Here is a 16,110-nt window from a genome sequence, read left to right as displayed (position 1 = left end):
CCCCCCCCCCCCCCCCCCCCCCCCCGCCCCCCCCCCCCGCCGCCGGCGGGGGGGCCGGCCCCCCCCCCCCCCCCCCCCCCCCCCCCCCGACTCAGATCCGGTGACCCCCTGGGAAGGGCGCCCCCACGGCCAGCGCACCTGGCGACAACCGGTCGTGTCCTGAGGAGTCGGCGGTGGACAACCGCTCGGCAAGTTGGAGCAGCACCATTTTCGACCTCTCCTCGTCCAGGCCGGCTCGGTCGAGCGAACGAACGACCTGCAGATAACCCTCGACCGAGTCCTTGTCTTCTTCGATGAGCGTGGAGTTCTCGAGCTCCACGACGACCAGCGGCTCGTGCGCGCAGAAGGTCAGCCGCGTAAATGCCCCGCTCATGCCTGCGTGGGCACCGACCGCCGTCGGCAAGATCCTGATCGTGACGTTCCTACGCACTGCCATCAGCAACAGGTGATGCATCTGGCCGACGTGCACCTCATCGCCGCCAACCGGAAGGTGCAGCGCCTGCTCGTGGATGTAGAACGTGCACTGCAGGCCACCGCCGGAGAGCACCTCCTGCAGTTCCCGTCCCGCTGCGACACGTCGGTCGGCCTCTTCGTCGGGCACGTTCGGAGAGGCGAGCATCGTGGCGCGCAGGTAGTCCGCCGACTGCAGAAAGGCCGGGAGGCCATGGGGGTGCCATGTGGTCAGGGTCTTCGCCTCGCGGACGTTTTCGACAAGCGTGCGCAGCCGGGCAGATGAACACGAGCCATGCTTCTGCCACCAGCCTTTGACGTGCGTCGCGGGTCGAAGGCGCAAAAGATGATCACGTTCTTCCACTGGCGTGCGGCACACGCCCAGCAGAAGAGCCAACTCTGTTTCGGTGCATCCGATCTTGCCGTTCAAGAAATCCGACAGCTTCGCCTCCTGCCAGCCGACGAGTTCAGCGACCCGTCGCGCGGGCATTCCGGAGGCCTTGATGGCCGCCCGCACGCCTTCGCCGAACTCGCGGCCACGAGCCGTGGAGCATCTCTGCGGCATGGGACTTCCTTGCAGTAGCTGAGATCGGTCTGTGCCAAGCACAATCAGCCAACTGCTCCCCCGCAGCCCAGACCAGCTCATCAATCGCGCAGCGTCCTAGCAAGGATCCCGCAACTGCTATGTCTCACCTGCAGAAACGCCGCTGGTCGCCCGATCGGGTGTTCGCCCCATCGCCCGACCGCTCACGCGAGCGATTCGACGTGGACCGTAAGCACCGCAGCGGGGTCCGGGTGGTCAGCCTTGTCGATCCCGAGGAACGGCCGGGAAGCGACGTGGAGCTGGGCAAGTCGGTCTGGCTCGAACACCGGTACATGACTGAAGACGTAACGAACCCGCTCGACCATCTCCCGCCCGAGCAGGCTGTAGCACGCCGCCGACGTCAACTTAACGAGGCGTAGCGCTCGCCGCGCGCACCTCGATGGCGTAAGAGTGGGTTCATGGTCACTGCTGTCGTCTTCGATGTCGGCGAAACACTGTTGGACGATTCGCGCGAGTGGGCTGCGTGGGCCGACTGGATCGGCGTGCCGCGGCACACGTTCTCGACCGTTCTTGGCGCAGTGACCGTCTCTGGAAGAGACAACGCGGAAACCTTCCAGTACTTCCGCCCAGGCTTCAACGTCGCGCACGAACGGTTGTTGCGCGAGGACGCCGGGCTAGGTGAGCGGATCGAGGAGCAGGACCTCTACCCCGACGTCCGGTCAAGCCTCGCGGCGTTGCAGGGCCTTGGACTAAGGGTTGGGGTTGCCGGCAACCAGACTGCCCGCGCGGCCGAGTTGCTCCGAGCCCTTGCCCTGCCGACTGATTTCGTGTCGACGTCTGGGGAATGGGGCGTTGCCAAGCCCTCGGAGATCTTCTTCGAGCGCGTCGTCGAAGCTGTTGCAGTTCCTGCCGAGCAGATCGTGTACGTGGGAGACCATCGGGACAACGACGTCGTTGCTGCGAAGGCTGCGGGGCTGCGTACGGCACTGATCCGGCGCGGTCCTTGGGGATACCTGTGGGCGGACGACCCGTTGGTGAGGCGGGATGCCGATTGGGTCATCAGCTCACTGGGTGAGCTTCCTGCGCTGCTCAAGGGCTAGAGCCGCTGCCGATACGTCAGATCGCCCGCGCCCCAGCCCAGGCGGCGAGCTCGACCACCCTGTTGTTTCCGGGACGATGCTGGAGAAGCGAAGCGAGAGTTCCTTTGACTTGCGGATGTTCTCGCGTGTGTTGAGGAGCCGCGTCACGCGCCATCTCGATGCAGACGTAGGCCTCCTCGTGGTGGCCCAGATCGTGTTGCGCGCTACTCAGCTCGATGTAGTAGTGCGAACGGCGCTCGGCGGGCAATTCCGCTGATGGATGCCATGTCGCCGCCCGCTCGATGCCGATCGGGTCGCGCAATTCAGTGGCCACCGCAAGTTCGTGGATGCGAATCGACTGCGGGCCAAAAGCAACATGTTGATCGTCGAGATTGGACAAGGCCGACTCACTGGCAGCTTTGACGAGCGCGTGACCGGCAGTACTGAGATCGCCGCTGGCGAAGAACGTCTCTGTGCGGACGTACTCGGCCGCTGCCACGAGCAGCGGGTCATTCGCCTGAGCCGCCGACTGCCGCATCAGGTCGATCAGGCGGCTTGAGAGATCAAGGTATCCGAATTTGAAGGCGATGCCGTCTGCGGCACGAAGCGCAAGAGCACGAAGCAACGCAACCTGTTGCTCCTGCAGGCCTGGCCTGGCGACCTGAGCTGCCCGCGCCAGCTCTGCGAGAAGGTCTGGCAGAACTTCTGCGAGTGCGCCGTACCTGGCCTCAAGACGGTGCTCGTTGACGCGGGCCACGTCTGCAGCGATCTCGATGAGCGGGCGAGTAGGTCCATCATCAGGAAGGTCGAAAGCGTCGAGTGCCCGCCGCACAAGCGGTACGACGCCGTGCACGCTGTCGAGGCTATAGCTGTTTTGGACGGCTCTACGAGGATCATGTCCAGGCTGGTCTGATCGACTGCCGATCGACCGCGCTTCGACACGCTCGTCAGCGCGCGGGTTCAGGAGGTCGATCAGTTCCTGAACGGACACATCCAGCACCTTCGCGAGGTGAGGCTGGAGCCAGGCTTCCGGGTTGGACTTGCCCTGCTCCCAGCGACCGACGGTTCCGGGAGTGACTCGCAGGCGCTCGGCCAGGCTCTCCTGCGAATACCCCATGGCCTTGCGGCGGGCGGCTAGCCCTTTCCTCGGCTTCGCCATCGGTCTCCCCTGACGCGAATTCGGCGCATTGTGCCTGCACAGGCTAGCTCGGAACACCTGCCGAACAACCGTTCCACCAAGAGAACTTCATTTTCACCCGGTCGGGTCATCGCGACGTTTACGCAGGCAGGAGCGCCAGACGCCGGATTCCTGCTCGGTTGTGGCCGGATACCCGCCCTGGTTCTCCACAGTTATGTCGATTTCCGTGGATCACAGCCGACATCAGGTGCGCTAGTCGCGCAGACGTTCACGGGAAGTGATCGGCCATGGTTCGAAGCTACAAATGGCAGCCCCATGACGAGGGCCGCCACGCGATACCCCAGGAACTAGCTGTCAACCACGTCGGCCGCACCCTCTGCGGCATCGAAGTGACGGCGGGTTCCGATAGGTGGCCCAATGATGCTCGCTACTGGCCGACCTGCCATGAGTGCGATCGGGCGTGGCGAGAATCCGAAGGAATCCTGCCGTGGCCACGAAAGGGCCAGGACGCCAGACCCTCGTCGTCGCGTCGGCCTGGAGCTTCCGCGGCGTCCGGCACCGACAGCCCGATCGACGTGCTTGACCTCGTCATCGACACGTTGATCGCCCAGGGCGCCCATCTCCAAACAGGTCGCCGATGAAGATCAGCGAACGGGTTTCCAGGGACAAACGACTCTCCTGGAGCCGCAAAGGCGGCATCGTCCTGGTGGTATTCCTCGAACGCGTGAGCGTCGAGCACAACGTCGCTCGTCTCGCGGAGTTGGCGCGCCTCTCTGACGTCGACCTGCTCAACCAATTGCGCCGGTTCACGAAGGTGCGCGTGCTCGGCCGGCGCACCGATCTGGCCGTCGTTCCCGCCGAGGATCACTTCTGGCTGTCGGCTGACCGTGTCGACCGCGCACGTGCACTCCTTCAACAGGCAGACGACGCTGACCTCCGGGAACTGGTGGCGGAGCGCGGACTGGACATCGACCGCGCCTTGGGCGACTTCTCCACCCAGCAGCCCTATGCCGTGGCACTAGGCAAAGCACTGCGAGACGCGCGTATTGCCTCCGGACCGAGCCAGGCCGAGGTCGCCGAGAAGGCGTCAACCCTTTCAAACACCGAGCTGTCGGCGTTCGAGAACGGGCACGCACTGCCGACCTTGATCACACTTGCCGAGCTGGCTCACATCTACAAGGTCGACGCGACCGAGTTGATCGTCCGGGCCGCCTGTCACTCGAAGCCCGACAAGCAGGTGTTGGCGTTGCGAGTTGCCGAACCGACGTTCCGCGCTGTGCTCACTCACCAGTTCGCGGTACGTCGCGTTCGGGACGTCGCACGGAAGAAGGCGCAGCGCTCGAAGTCCGCCACGTCCAAGTGATTTGGAGCTTCTCGATCACGCTCGCGGTTGTCCTGTCGAACACCTGCGGTCGTTGGGCGGCCCGGTGAGGTTGGGCGGGGTGATCACGTAGTACGCGTTGACGACCTTGTGTTGTCCGTCCCTGTAGAACGGAATCTGCCACCACGGCGGCACGCACGCCGTCCCGGTGCTGCCTGTGGACCAGTGGAACTTGATGAGGATGAAGCTGTCCGCGCAGTGCACGTACCGACCGGTGAGCTCTCCCACCGGGGGCGACACCTCGTAAAAGCCGCAGCGTGGCGGCATGATCCGCGCCGCAGAGCTGGAAGGCGCTTCGATCAGGCCCATCGCAGTAGTGGCGAGCAGCACGCCCACCGTAGTGGCAGCGCGAGCGAGTCGTCCGTTCATCGTTGTTTCCACCCTTCTCCTGAAGTACGTGGTGCACTTCAGTTTTCGGGTGTCCACAACGGATTCAGAAGACGTCTTCCGTCTGCCCGTGGAGAGCAGACGGAAGACGCCCGACTTACAGCGGGTCGAGGTACAGGGTGCCGCCGGCGGCGAGAGTCTTGCTGACCAATCGATCGTTGGCCTCGTGCATCGCGGTGACGATCTGCGGCGACGCGGATGGTGCGTACCTCAGCGCCGCGACCAGGAACACCAGGTCGTCGTCCGGCAGACGCAGCAGAGGTGTGGTGATCCTGTCGGTGCGCAACGGATAGGCGAGAACGAGGCCGAAGTCGCTGTAGAGATCGGCGCCGAGTTCGCGATCGGCACGGTGAAGCAGATCCTCCACCGAAGCGCTTGGAACGAGCAGGTTGCACCACGGGTGCGGTGACTCCCAGAGACCGGCTTCGCGCAGGACAGGTTCTCCGGGTGCTAGCCGATCGACGAACTCCCAGTAGGTCACGGCCTGGGTTTCGGCTTCACGAAAGGATAAGTCTCCAAGATCACCCTGCCCGGTGCCGGTTCCGATGAAGGTGACAGCCTCCAGTTCGGCTACATGCTCGTCTTCGCGGAGCTTGAGTTGCCCTTCTACGTAGTCGAAAGTTCCGGTGGTCACCAACTGGCGTTGATCGGCGACGAGCTGGCCAATCGTGTCGTAGTGGAGTTTGTGCCAGGCAACGGTTTCCGGGGCTTGGACGAGGCGCAGGGTCACCCGGGTGATGACGCCGTTGCGCCCGCGGCCTGCGCGTACCGCGTCGAACACGGCGCGGTTCGAACTCGGTGAGCACGTCACGACATCGCCGGTAGGGGTGACGACGTCGAGCGACAGCACGTTGTCCGTTTGGGCGCCGTGGTGATGGCTGGCCCCGCCCAGGCCACCGACGGACAGGGTGCCGCCGACGGTCAGTTCGAGGTAGTCGGTGAGCACTGGCGGCGTCAGCCCGTGCGGCAGGGTCGCGCGCAGCACGTCGCTCCACTTCGTGCCCGCATCGACCACGACCCGGTCGGGTCCGACCTCGTGGATCGCGCAGAGCGCGGTCATGTCGATGACCACTCCGCCGGGCGCTTGAGCTTGGCCGCTGGTGGAGTGGCCTTGTCCGCGGGGAACCACGGAGAGGTTGTGGTCGCCGGCGTGCTTGATCACCGTGCTGATGTCGGCCGCGTTGGCGGGCCTCAGCACGGCTGTCGGACGGTCGTGAACGGTGTCGCCGTAGTCGTGCGCGGCCCACGCGAGCGCGTTCTCATCGGTGTCCAGACTTCCGGTGAGCGCGGGCATGGTGCTGAGCGCCTGGTGCACTAGACGTCCTCCTTGAGGCTCTCTATCAACTGTTTCCGCAGCCCGGCTGCGGTCGGCTCGGTGTTCTCGCTGAGCAGGTCGGCGGCCGCGGACCACGATCTGTGGGCGGCGTGGAGGTTGCCGCGGTCGGCGTGCAGGTCGCCGACGCGCCTGTGGATGTGGGCCTGACTCCAAACGTCGGCGACCTTGCTGAAGGTGCACAACGCGTTCTCCAGGTGGCGAAGAGCGACTTCGTACTCGCCATTCGACTCGGCCAGACCTGCCAGCAAGGTCGAGGTGCAGCCCGACGACATCAGGTCCTCGGCTTCGTCGAAGATCGTCTGCACGTCCGTGAGCAGAGATCGCGCCCCAACGACATCGCCCGAAGCTGCCAGCACGGATGCCAGATGCGCAGAGGCCACCGCGTATTCCCACTGGTCATGGGCCTCCGTGCTCAGCCGGCGTGCAGTCTCAAGGTGCGCGATCGCGGCGTCGAGATCGTTCAATTGGTAGCAAGCTCGACCGAGACCCACGTGGCACGCGGCAAGACCGTTGAGGTCGCCCAGCTCGGTCCTGATCTGCATCGCTTGGCGGTACAAACCTGCCGACGACCCCGCCTTCAGCTCGTCGATGCCTGCGTCGCCAAGCGTCTCCAGCGCCCACGCCTCGGCGTCGCGGTGGCCACCCTGCCGGGCCATCTCCAGCGCGTCCCGCAGAGCAGGAACCCACCACGACCAGGCGCGGCGGTGAAACAGCATCTCGTTGACCACCACAGGCAGATACGCAGCCGAGGTGACGTTCCAGCGAGCGCCGCACCGGACCAGGCGGACGAGGAGCTGGAGCTCGTCCTCGAACCACCGGACCGCATCGGCGGGCTGGTGGAACGTCAGCGTCGTCATGTCGGCCCGCGGCACGTCGAGCGGCCTCCGCGGCCGCGACGGCCACAGCATCCGGATCGCCGCCGCTCCGGTGTTCAGGTAGAGGTCGACCAAACGCGACAGAGCCGCACGGTTGGCCTCCTCACCGCCGAGCTCACGGACCTGCTCGAGGGCGTAGGCCTGCACGAGGTCGTGCATGACGAACTTGTCCTGCGCGGTCTGCTCCACGAGGTGCACGGTGGCGAGGGCGGACAGGTGCCCCTGCGCTTGCAGCGGTGACAGCCCGATGAGCGCGGCCGCGGCCTCGATCCTGATCGGACCGCCGGGGTGCAGACCGAGTTGCCTGAATGTGGCCGCGATGGGGTCCGGAAGCGCGTCGTGCGACCACGACAGCACGGTCCTCACGGCCAACGTCTCGTCCGCGGTAAGCACGTCGAGCGGCTGGCGACGGGTCAACTCGTCGGCGAGCTTCCGAAGCGGGACGGTCGGCAGCAGGTTCGCGCGCTCGCCGGCGATGCGCAGCGCGAGCGGTAGACGACCAGCTCGGTCGGCGATGACCCGCGCGGAGTCAAGGTCACCGTCCACCCTCGCGCCCAGGACGGAACGCATCAGGTCGAGCGCCTCGTCCGAGCGCATCGGGCGCAGGGTGATCCGGACGGCACCGTCCTGCACGACCGCGCCCGAGAGCCTGTTGCGACTGGTTACCAGCGCCAATGACCGCGGCGAGCTGGGTAGCAAGGGACGGATCTGATCAGCGTCGACCGCGTTGTCCAGCACGACGAGCGTCCGCGTCGCCTCCAGCAACGTCCGGTACAGCGCAACGCGGCCGTCCAGGTCGCTCGGGATGTCATGCGGCGAGGTGCCCAACGCCCGCAGGAACCGGCCGAGCACGACGGCAGGATCTTCCGGCGAGTCAGCGGCAAAGCCGCGCAGGTCTGTGAACAGCACTCCGTCCGGGAAGTTCGGAGCAATGGCGTGAGCCCAATGCACCGTGAACGCGGTCTTACCCACGCCGGCCGGGCCGTCGAATGCGATCAGGCCCTCGTGTGCGTCCAACGCGGCTGACGCCTGCGCGAGCGCCTCCTGCCGCGGAACGAACGAGCGCAAGGCAGCTGGCAGCTGGGCTGGGCGGATGCGTTCACGGGTCACCCTTGCTCGTGGCCTAGGTACTGCGAGGTCGGACAGCTCGCCCCCTGCCTCGAGCGCACGGTCGATCGCCTCCGCGATCTCGGCGGAAGGGCTGCGGATGTCGTGTTCGAGGTTGCTGAGATAGCCCTTGCTGACGTTCGCCCCGGCCGCCAGGTCCTTCAGCGAGAGCTTGCGGTCCTCTCTGAGCAGGTGGAGAAGCTGCCCGAAGCTCATTTCGGTCGTTTCGACGCCCGTCTGCTGCCGTCTGCTGTTCATCTGGAGACGCCCCTCCCCTGGCCATTCGCCGTCAATCCTGCCAACACTGAACGCAGTCCCCCGACTACGAACAGTGCAACCCCCAGGTCCAGGAGGTGAGCGTATGACGATCCAGCCGCACTTCGCCTCGGCTTCCGGGCAGCCAGGCATGGGAGACCACCCGGTCGAACGACAACTTTCGTTGATCAGATCAAGCCAACTTGGAGGGCCTCCACACGGAGGGAGCTGCTGTGCCGCACTGGACGACGTACGGACTTCTCGGCCTCCTCGCGGGGCCGATGGTGATGACCTTCGCCCGCTCCGTGACGCACGACGAGCAGGTCTCGTTGAGCGCCATGACGAGGTGCGGCTGGACACCCTTGGCGGCCGCGAGTGGATTCCTCTGCATCGCGTTGAGCTGCGTAACGACCCAGGTGAAGCAGGAGGCGAGCGCACTCTCGTGGTTCGTGATCATTGGACTTCTTCTCGCGATGATCGACTCGACCACGCACCGGATGCCGCATCAGATCAGCGGGGCGCTGCTGGCAGGAAGCATCGTCCAACTGTCGTTCCTGGCGCTCGTGCGGTTCGACTTCGACTCGCTGCTCCGCGCAGGTCTGGCAGCGGGTGGTGGTGACCACCGCCGGCCTGGCGATCTACGTCGGCTCACGCCAGGGCCTTGGCTTCGGCGATGTCGTGCTCCTGGCCCCGATCGCGTTCGTCCTGGGCTGGTTCGGCTGGCGACAGCTGTTCATCGGGCTCATGACCGCGTTCGTAGTCGCGGCCGTCAGCATGCGCGCTCTACGTGCCTGCCACGTCACCCGCCGCGGCGACACACTGGCGCTAGGACCATTTCTGATTGCCAGCGCAGCAGGCGCGATCTTGCTGATCTGAACGGCGGCGCGTGATGTGCCTGCCGTTCAGAGACGAGAACCCCGTGATCGTCTACGAGGCACAACGTGCGCTGCACCGCGCCACCGCGACCTTCGTGGTGATTGTCCTCCTGTCCTTCAACCAGTACCTCCGCCCGGACATCACCGCGAAGCCGGGCGCTCCGATCGAGGTGGGCGTCGTTGCTCCCCCGGCGCCCACCTCGGCCCCACCGACCACCTGGAGGCCGCGATGACCATCAACTCACGAATCGCCACGATTCTCGGTGTTCTCGCCGTGACGTCGTGCGGTATGGGTAGCAACAGCTCACCCCCACCCCAGGACACCTCGACATCAACTGGCACGAGCTTCGCCCCGTTGCCCGATCCGCCTGAAAGCAAGGCGCTCGACGCCTACCTCGCGATGTGGCGTGAGATGGCAGCCGCCGGCGAAACGTCGAACTCGGAGGCGCCTGGGCTCGCCAAGCACGCGACCGGCGACGCGCTTGTGGTCATCAAGAACAGCCTCGCCGAGGACAGTCGGAAAGGTCTGGTCACCAAGGGATCCCCCAAGAGTGATCCCGAGGTGACCAATGTGGACCATTCCGGCGGCGTGGTGACGGTAGTGAAGATCAGGGACTGTGGCGACGACAGCGCGTGGTTGAAGTACCGCCGAGGAACGAACGAACCTGTGGACGGTCAAGGTGGCGGCCGACGCTCCATCCTCGCCGAGGTCAAAGCCCAACCCGACGGCAGTTGGCAGGTGACGCGGTTCGCGGTGCAGGGAGTCGGGTCATGCTGACGCGTATCGCTCTCGCCGTGGCGATCACGACGGCCGGGCTCGTGGCCACAGCGTCATCAGCTCGAGGTGATCCTGGTTGGGGCTCGGTCGACTGCTCGACGAAACCTGGTCCGGGCTGCGAGCTCATCGCGGAGATGTCCCAGATTCAGGAGCATCCCAGCGTCTCGGACACAACCTCCCACCAAGAGACCTCGGATTCGTTCGAGTGCAGGTACGTCCCGGTCGATCAGGGAGACCCTGCTGTTCCCCATCCGGAAGGGCCAGGTGGATGGTTTCGCCTCTTGTGTTCGGCCGACGGCAAGGCCACCGCGAACCGACCGCCGGTCTGGATACCTGCCGGACAACAGGCCACACCGTCGATCACGCCGGAGCAGGTGGCGATGATGGCCAAGGGCCGACTCCGGTTGCCCACACCCTCGATCGCGGTGAACCCGGCCGGTGAGCAGTTGGTGCACCTGCCGAGCTGGTTGTGGCTACGCGAAGGTTGGCGAACGACCTCTGCGAGTGCCTCGGTCCCCGGGATCACCGTCACCGCTGTCGCTGAGCCCGTCACCGCGTCGTGGTCCACGGGCGACGGCACCACCGTGACGTGCACCGGCCCAGGCACGCCGTTCACCACGGGTCATGACCCGAAAGCCGCCTCGCCCGACTGCGGTCACACCTACCGACGCGCCTCCAAAGGGATAGCCGGCGAGGTCTACACCGCCACGGTGACGGTCCAGTGGAACGTGCGGTGGTCCGGTGCCGGACAGAGCGGCGTCTTCCCAGGCCTGACGACGACAACGTCGACGAGTTTGCGCGTCGCCGAGAGCCAGGCTCTCAACTCCCGCTAATCCCAGCAATGCCCGAGCGTGCCGCCAAATCAGGTGTCACGTCGCGATAGCCCATGCCTTCAGGAGGCCAGGATGAACACGCAGCAGGCTCTCAAGTCCAAGCCGGCCGACATGGTGCCGCCCCGGCTGCCCGGCCGTAAGCGACGAAGTCTCCCCCATCTGATTCTCGGCGCTGTGCTGGTGGTGGCATGTGCAGCTGGTGGGGTTGTTGCGGCACAACAGCTCGGTGACCGCCAGGAGGTCATCGCGCTGGCGCGACCGGTCGATGTCGGCCACGTGATCCTGCAGCAGGACCTTGTCGGGGTAAGTCTCGCCGTGGACGGTGCCGTGAAGGTCGTTCCCGCGTCTGCCGCCTCAAGCGTGGTCGGTAGGCCGGTCGCGTACTCGCTCCCGGTCGGGGTTCTCCTGACCGACGACGTGCTCGGACCGCCGCGACTGCCTGGCGACGGCAGGGCGATCGCCGCCCTTGGGCTCAAACCTGGGCAGTTCCCTCCCGAGCTGTCCGCCGGGTCGAACGTGCTCGTACTGGCCTCCTCAACGAACGAAGGCAACTCAGCGAGTTCCTGGCGTGCCGTGGTCGTCGCAGTCGACAGGACGGACCAGGCACCCGTCGTCTCGATGGAGCTGCCTGAACTCGATGCGCGAGCCCTCTCCTCGACACCCGCGGACAAGATCGCCGTGCTGATGGTCGGAGGTCGTTGATGATGGTCATCACCTGTTCCCTCAAAGGTTCGCCCGGTGCCAGCACGCTCGCTGTCGCACTCGGTACCCGCTGGCCGGAGCCGGTTCGCCCGATCGTCGTCGAGGCGGACTTGGCCGGCGGGGACGCCGCAGCGCGCCTTCGACTGCCGAGCTCTCCAGGCCTCGTCAGCCTCACCGCTGCTGCGCGTGGCAACCCCGGCACAGAGCTCCTGGCCCAGCACGCACACGCCCTGGCGAGCGGTCTGCGGATCGTGCCCGCGCCGTCTGATCCTGCGCAGTCGCGAGCAGCACTCGGAGCGCTGGCGGCCTCGAAGTTCGGTCCCTTTCGGACACTCGGCTCTCCGCTCATCGTCGACGTCGGCCGAGTCGATCCGGACCCCAAGATGCTGGGACTGCTGAGGTCCGCCGACGCGGTCGTTGTCGTGGTCCGGCCTCACGACGACTCGTTGGCGCACGTAGCGGCAAGGCGAGCCCAGGTGCAGACGTGGTCACACCGGCTCGGCCTCGTGCTCGTGGGCAAGGGCTATCCATCGGCACAGGTCACGGAGGCGTTGGGCCTGCCGGTGCTCGCCAGCATCCCGGACGACGCCAAGGGCACGCAGTCGCTGTGGCATCAGCGCGGCTTCGACTCGGCGTTGAGCCGACATGCAGAAGGGCTCGCTGGACAGCTCCTGCGCACGGCTCAGCAGGACATGACGCTGCAGCGGAGTTCCCGATGACCGCCGTGACACCGCTGAGCGGGCCTGCGGACCTGCCGTTTCCGAGGCCGATGAGCGACGTCCGCGGTCTGCGTGAACGGCTCCGGAACGACGTCACCGACCAGCTCAGCGCCCGACTGCGGGCGGACGGGAATGCGGAGCGCCCACCGCTCGGACCACTGCAGCGCCGTCAGCTGGCCGAGGCGGTTCTGCGCGACTCCGTCGAGTCGATCGCACAGAAGCGGCTTCAGGCCGGGCTCGACCTGTTCAACGCCGATGTGGAACGGCTTGCGGTCGCCGAGGTCCTGGCCGAGTTGTTCGGCGCTGGCAGGTTGGACCCGCTACTCGCCGACACCAGCATCGAGAACATCAACGTGAACGGCGCGGACCAGGTGATCGTCAAACGCGCCGACGGCACACGCGAGATGCTGCCGCCGATCGTCGACTCCGACGACGATCTCGTCCACCTGATCCGCACGCTGGCTGCCCGCAGCGGCATCGAGGAGCGCCGCTTCGACAACGCCTCCCCCATCGTGAACTTCGCTCTGCCATCTGGCGAACGCGTCTCGGCCGTGATGACGGTGACGGCCCGGCCGTCCGTCTCCATCCGCAGGCACCGCCTCCAGCGGGTGAACCTGGGCGAGCTTCGTGACAACGGCACGATCGGACCGGGGATGGAGTCGTTCCTCGCGGCAGTGGTCAGGGCGAGGAAGAACGTGCTCGTCACCGGAGGCACGACGATCGGCAAGACGACCTTGCTCCGGGCACTCGCCGCCGCGATACCGGCGCACGAGCGCCTGATCACCATCGAGGACGTGTTCGAGCTCGGCCTCGACCAGGACCCTGCGCACGCGGACGTGGTCGCGCTGCAGGCGCGCGAGCCCAACCTGGAGGGAGTCGGCGCGATCACGTTGTCCGACCTGGTGTGGCAGTCACTGCGCATGCAGCCCGACCGCGTGATCGTCGGTGAGGTGCGCGGGCCTGAAGTCATTCCCCTGACCAACGCGATGTCGATGGGCAATGACGGCTCGATGGGCACGTTGCACGCAAGTTCCAGCGCGGGTGCGTTCACCAAGCTGGGCGCATATGCGGTTCAGGGACCCGAGCGCCTGACGTTGGAAGCCACCAACCTCTTGGTCGCCTCAGCACTCCACTTCGTCGTCCACCTGGACCTTTCGGCGGACCGCCGCCACCGCGTCGTGTCCTCGGTGCGGGAGGTGGTGGACGCCGACGGGCGCCAGATCATCAGCAACGAGGTCTGGCGTCCAGGCCCTGATCTCCGAGCGGTTCCTGCAGCCCCGCTCCGGTCGCGCACGCTCGACGAACTCATCGTGGTGGGCTACGACCCGGAACTCGTGGATCGGTGGGGATCATGAGTTCCGCGTTGATGGCCCTGCTCGCGACTGGATGCGCCACAGGTGTGTGGCTGATCGTCATTGGCATTCGCGGCACCACCACGCCGCCTCGACGGTGGACCGTTCCCGACCACTTCTTCATGGTGCGGCTCTGCATCGGCGTGGTGGTCGCTCTTCTGGTCGGCGTGGTCACGGGCTGGATCGCGGCGGCGGTCCTGGCCGGACTCGGCGTCGCGTTGTTGCCTCACATCATGCGGGCGGGTGCCGAGCAACATGCCCGGCTCGACCGCATCGAAGCGATCGCGAGTTGGACCGAAATGCTCCGCGACACCTTGGTCGCCGCATCTGGACTGGAGCACGCCGTGCTGGCAACTGCGACCCGAGCGCCCGAAGCCATCCGGCCTGAGGTGGCGTCGCTCGCCGCCAAGATGCGCAGCGGCGAACGTCTGGCGGTCGCGTTGCGACGCCTCGGCGACGAACTGCACGACCCGACCGCGGACCTCGTGATCGCCGCACTCGTCCTGTCCAGCGAGCACCAGGCACGTCATCTCGCCGAACTGCTGGGCGAGCTGGCGACGGAAGCGCGCGACCAGGCATCCATGCGAATGCGGATCGAGGCGAGCCGACGACAAACCCGCACGAGCGTCAGGGTCATCGTGATCACGACGATCGCGTTCGCCGGCGGCCTGATCGCACTCAACCGCGCTTACCTCGACCCGTTCGGCAGCCTTCAAGGACAGCTTGTTCTCACCGTCGTGGGTGCGCTGTTCGGTCTGGCGTTCACCTGGCTCGCCCGAATCGCCCGCCTGCGGGAACCCGATCGACTCCTCGTTGCAGAGGTGCGGCGATGATCATGCCGTTGTTGTGGGGAGCATGCCTAGGTGCAGGGCTGTGGGCCTTCGCGGTGTGGCTGGTACCTCCAAAACCCTCGCTGCACGAGGTGCTTTCGACGCTTTCCGCACCTGCGAGTCCCCCAACGGGCACCAGTCCGGTATGGAGGGTCAAGCACAGGATCGCCGACGTTGTCGGCTTGTTCGGGCTTCCGAGCGCACGCCTGCGAGCTGACCTGAACGTCACGGGCGGAGATGTCGAACGCCACCTGGTGTCGAAGGTGCTTGACGGCTTGGCCGGTGCCGTCCTAGCGGCCTGCGTCAGCCTCGCACTAGTCGTCAGCGATGTCGGATGGCCGTGGATGACTTCCGCGATCGCGATTATCGCTTTCGGCGCGGCCGGATTCCTTCTGCCGGACTTCAAGGTGCGTGAGGCAGCTCAACGCCGCCGGTCCGCATTCCGACACGCGCTAAGCGCCTACCTCAACCTCGTACGCATCCTGCTCGCAGGTGGAGCAGGAGTGGACTCGGCGCTGTCCGACGCTGCCGAGGTCGGCGCCGGCTGGGTATTTCACCAGCTGCGGCAAGCACTCGTGACCGCTCAGGTGACGCGTTCGACCCCATGGGCCGCGCTCGAACGTCTCGGCGAGGACCTTGAGCTGCGTCAGCTGTCGGATCTTGCAGCTGCCGTCGGGCTCGCTGGCACAGACGGCGCCAAGATCCGTTCCAGTCTGGCTTCCAAAGCGGCAGCGTTGCGCACCAGAGAGATCACCGATTCCGAAGGTGAAGCGCGTGCCGCTACCGAGCGGATGAGCCTTCCACTTGTCTTGCTGATGCTCGGTTTTCTCCTGTTCATCGGATATCCGGCCCTGATTTCAGTCCTCAACGGACTCTAGGAGTGATCATGATCTATCTCTTGCTCTGCAACGTCCGTGCCGCGTTCGAGAGCCTACGGCGAGACGATCGCGGGTACGTGGGCGAAACGGTGGTGACCATTGCCGCGCTCATCGCCGCGGCCTTGGCGGTGGCCGCGCTTCTCTCGTCCTTGTTCGTCGGTGCCGCTTCCAAGATCTCCTTGTGAGCGGAGGCGTACGGTGCAACGACTACGGCTCCCCGACGACCGCGGAAGTGCCTCAGCGCAGGTCGTGATCATGCTGCCAGTGACCTTCCTGGCCTTCTTCATGGTCGTGCAGTTCGCCATGTGGTCTCACGCCACGCACATCGCGCAAGCCGCAGCTTCGCAAGGACTTGCAGCCGTTCGGGTTCACGGCGGATCGCCAGCCGACGGCGCCGCGAGTGCGCGGAATGTGCTCGCCGATCTCGGAGGTGGACCCCTGCGCGACACGAACGTCGACTGCGAACGAGGTTCTGAGACGGCCCTCGTGCGGATCTCGGGCACCGCGAAGCAGGTCGTTCCGTTCCTGAGCCTTCCGGTGCACGCCAAGGCCGCAGGTCCCGTTGAGCGTTTCGTCGAGCCGAGGCGGTGA

General features: G+C 66.0%; 20 protein-coding genes. 15 read left to right on the top strand and 5 right to left on the bottom strand.

From position 1 onward, the window contains the following. Window positions 1-91 precede the first annotated feature (91 nt). Entirely contained in the window at window positions 92-1,015 is a 924-nt protein-coding gene (locus ORI60_RS11695; protein WP_266037094.1) for a helix-turn-helix domain-containing protein, read from the bottom strand. Between the two features lie 119 nt (window positions 1,016-1,134). Between ORI60_RS11695 and ORI60_RS11690 the strand changes: the two genes are divergently transcribed. Both ORI60_RS11690 and ORI60_RS11685 read left to right on the top strand, forming a co-directional pair. Continuing rightward, complete coding sequence (locus tag ORI60_RS11690; protein WP_266037093.1) at window positions 1,135-1,413, top strand: hypothetical protein; 279 nt, start codon at window positions 1,135-1,137, stop codon at window positions 1,411-1,413. A gap of 39 nt (window positions 1,414-1,452) precedes the next feature. After that, window positions 1,453-2,094: an HAD family hydrolase gene (locus ORI60_RS11685; RefSeq protein ID WP_266037092.1), complete on the top strand. Its 642-nt coding sequence runs from the start codon at window positions 1,453-1,455 to the stop codon at window positions 2,092-2,094. A gap of 16 nt (window positions 2,095-2,110) precedes the next feature. On the opposite strand, the gene ORI60_RS11680 is transcribed toward ORI60_RS11685, so the two are convergent. Beyond that, a complete protein-coding gene (locus tag ORI60_RS11680) occupies window positions 2,111-3,232 on the bottom strand; it encodes a helix-turn-helix domain-containing protein (protein WP_266037091.1) in 1,122 nt (373 codons plus the stop codon). A 266-nt stretch (window positions 3,233-3,498) separates the two neighbouring features. Between ORI60_RS11680 and ORI60_RS11675 the strand changes: the two genes are divergently transcribed. Together ORI60_RS11675 and ORI60_RS11670 are read left to right on the top strand one after the other, a co-directional pair. After that, window positions 3,499-3,852, top strand: coding sequence for a zinc finger protein (locus ORI60_RS11675; RefSeq protein WP_266037090.1), 354 nt, complete (start codon window positions 3,499-3,501; stop codon window positions 3,850-3,852). Continuing rightward, window positions 3,849-4,574, top strand: coding sequence for a helix-turn-helix domain-containing protein (locus tag ORI60_RS11670; RefSeq protein ID WP_266037089.1), 726 nt, complete (start codon window positions 3,849-3,851; stop codon window positions 4,572-4,574). Before ORI60_RS11675 ends, ORI60_RS11670 begins: the two co-directional genes overlap by 4 nt. A 15-nt stretch (window positions 4,575-4,589) precedes the next feature. On the opposite strand, the gene ORI60_RS11665 is transcribed toward ORI60_RS11670, so the two are convergent. From ORI60_RS11665 to ORI60_RS11655, 3 genes are all read right to left on the bottom strand, one after another. Beyond that, on the bottom strand, window positions 4,590-4,928 hold the full coding sequence (locus ORI60_RS11665) for a DUF6355 family natural product biosynthesis protein (protein ID WP_266037088.1): 339 nt from the start codon (window positions 4,926-4,928) through the stop codon (window positions 4,590-4,592). Window positions 4,929-5,076: 148 nt separating this feature from the next. Further along, a complete protein-coding gene (locus ORI60_RS11660) occupies window positions 5,077-6,294 on the bottom strand; it encodes an FAD-binding protein (protein WP_266037087.1) in 1,218 nt (405 codons plus the stop codon). After that, window positions 6,294-8,705, bottom strand: a complete 2,412-nt coding sequence (locus tag ORI60_RS11655) for an ATP-binding protein (RefSeq protein ID WP_266037086.1) — start codon at window positions 8,703-8,705, stop codon at window positions 6,294-6,296. Before ORI60_RS11655 ends, ORI60_RS11660 begins: the two co-directional genes overlap by 1 nt. A gap of 459 nt (window positions 8,706-9,164) precedes the next feature. On the opposite strand from ORI60_RS11655, the gene ORI60_RS11650 reads away from it, so the two are divergent. The 11 genes from ORI60_RS11650 to ORI60_RS11600 all read left to right on the top strand — a co-directional run bounded on the left by ORI60_RS11650 (window position 9,165) and on the right by ORI60_RS11600 (window position 16,110). After that, window positions 9,165-9,428 (top strand): hypothetical protein, encoded by a 264-nt coding sequence (locus ORI60_RS11650; RefSeq protein ID WP_266037085.1) that lies wholly within the window; start codon window positions 9,165-9,167, stop codon window positions 9,426-9,428. 43 nt (window positions 9,429-9,471) lie between these two features. Beyond that, the gene (locus ORI60_RS11645; RefSeq protein WP_266037084.1) at window positions 9,472-9,660 is read left to right on the top strand and encodes a hypothetical protein; all 189 of its coding nucleotides are present in this window, start codon (window positions 9,472-9,474) and stop codon (window positions 9,658-9,660) included. After that, complete coding sequence (locus ORI60_RS11640; protein ID WP_266037083.1) at window positions 9,657-10,205, top strand: hypothetical protein; 549 nt, start codon at window positions 9,657-9,659, stop codon at window positions 10,203-10,205. The genes ORI60_RS11645 and ORI60_RS11640 overlap by 4 nt, the downstream gene beginning before the upstream one ends. Next, on the top strand, window positions 10,199-11,038 hold the full coding sequence (locus ORI60_RS11635) for a hypothetical protein (RefSeq protein WP_266037082.1): 840 nt from the start codon (window positions 10,199-10,201) through the stop codon (window positions 11,036-11,038). The genes ORI60_RS11640 and ORI60_RS11635 overlap by 7 nt, the downstream gene beginning before the upstream one ends. Window positions 11,039-11,110: 72 nt before the next feature. After that, window positions 11,111-11,740, top strand: a complete 630-nt coding sequence (locus ORI60_RS11630; RefSeq protein ID WP_266037081.1) for a hypothetical protein — start codon at window positions 11,111-11,113, stop codon at window positions 11,738-11,740. After that, window positions 11,740-12,459, top strand: a complete 720-nt coding sequence (locus ORI60_RS11625) for a chromosome partitioning protein (RefSeq protein WP_266037080.1) — start codon at window positions 11,740-11,742, stop codon at window positions 12,457-12,459. The genes ORI60_RS11630 and ORI60_RS11625 overlap by 1 nt, the downstream gene beginning before the upstream one ends. After that, window positions 12,456-13,814 carry a CpaF family protein gene (locus ORI60_RS11620; RefSeq protein ID WP_266037079.1) on the top strand — a complete coding sequence of 453 codons (1,359 nt, stop codon included), beginning with the start codon at window positions 12,456-12,458 and terminating at the stop codon, window positions 13,812-13,814. The genes ORI60_RS11625 and ORI60_RS11620 overlap by 4 nt, the downstream gene beginning before the upstream one ends. A gap of 11 nt (window positions 13,815-13,825) precedes the next feature. After that, entirely contained in the window at window positions 13,826-14,644 is an 819-nt protein-coding gene (locus ORI60_RS11615) for a type II secretion system F family protein (protein ID WP_266037078.1), read from the top strand. Beyond that, window positions 14,641-15,519 carry a type II secretion system F family protein gene (locus ORI60_RS11610; protein WP_266037077.1) on the top strand — a complete coding sequence of 293 codons (879 nt, stop codon included), beginning with the start codon at window positions 14,641-14,643 and terminating at the stop codon, window positions 15,517-15,519. The genes ORI60_RS11615 and ORI60_RS11610 overlap by 4 nt, the downstream gene beginning before the upstream one ends. Before the next feature lie 8 nt (window positions 15,520-15,527). Further along, on the top strand, window positions 15,528-15,704 hold the full coding sequence (locus ORI60_RS11605; RefSeq protein ID WP_266037076.1) for a hypothetical protein: 177 nt from the start codon (window positions 15,528-15,530) through the stop codon (window positions 15,702-15,704). Between the two features lie 13 nt (window positions 15,705-15,717). Next, complete coding sequence (locus ORI60_RS11600; protein ID WP_266037075.1) at window positions 15,718-16,110, top strand: TadE/TadG family type IV pilus assembly protein; 393 nt, start codon at window positions 15,718-15,720, stop codon at window positions 16,108-16,110.

Source organism: Lentzea sp. NEAU-D7 (assembly GCF_026242055.1).
Lineage (GTDB): Bacteria > Actinomycetota > Actinomycetes > Mycobacteriales > Pseudonocardiaceae > Lentzea.
Note: the sequence above shows the minus strand (reverse complement) of the source record. Positions and strands in the feature narration are given on the sequence as shown.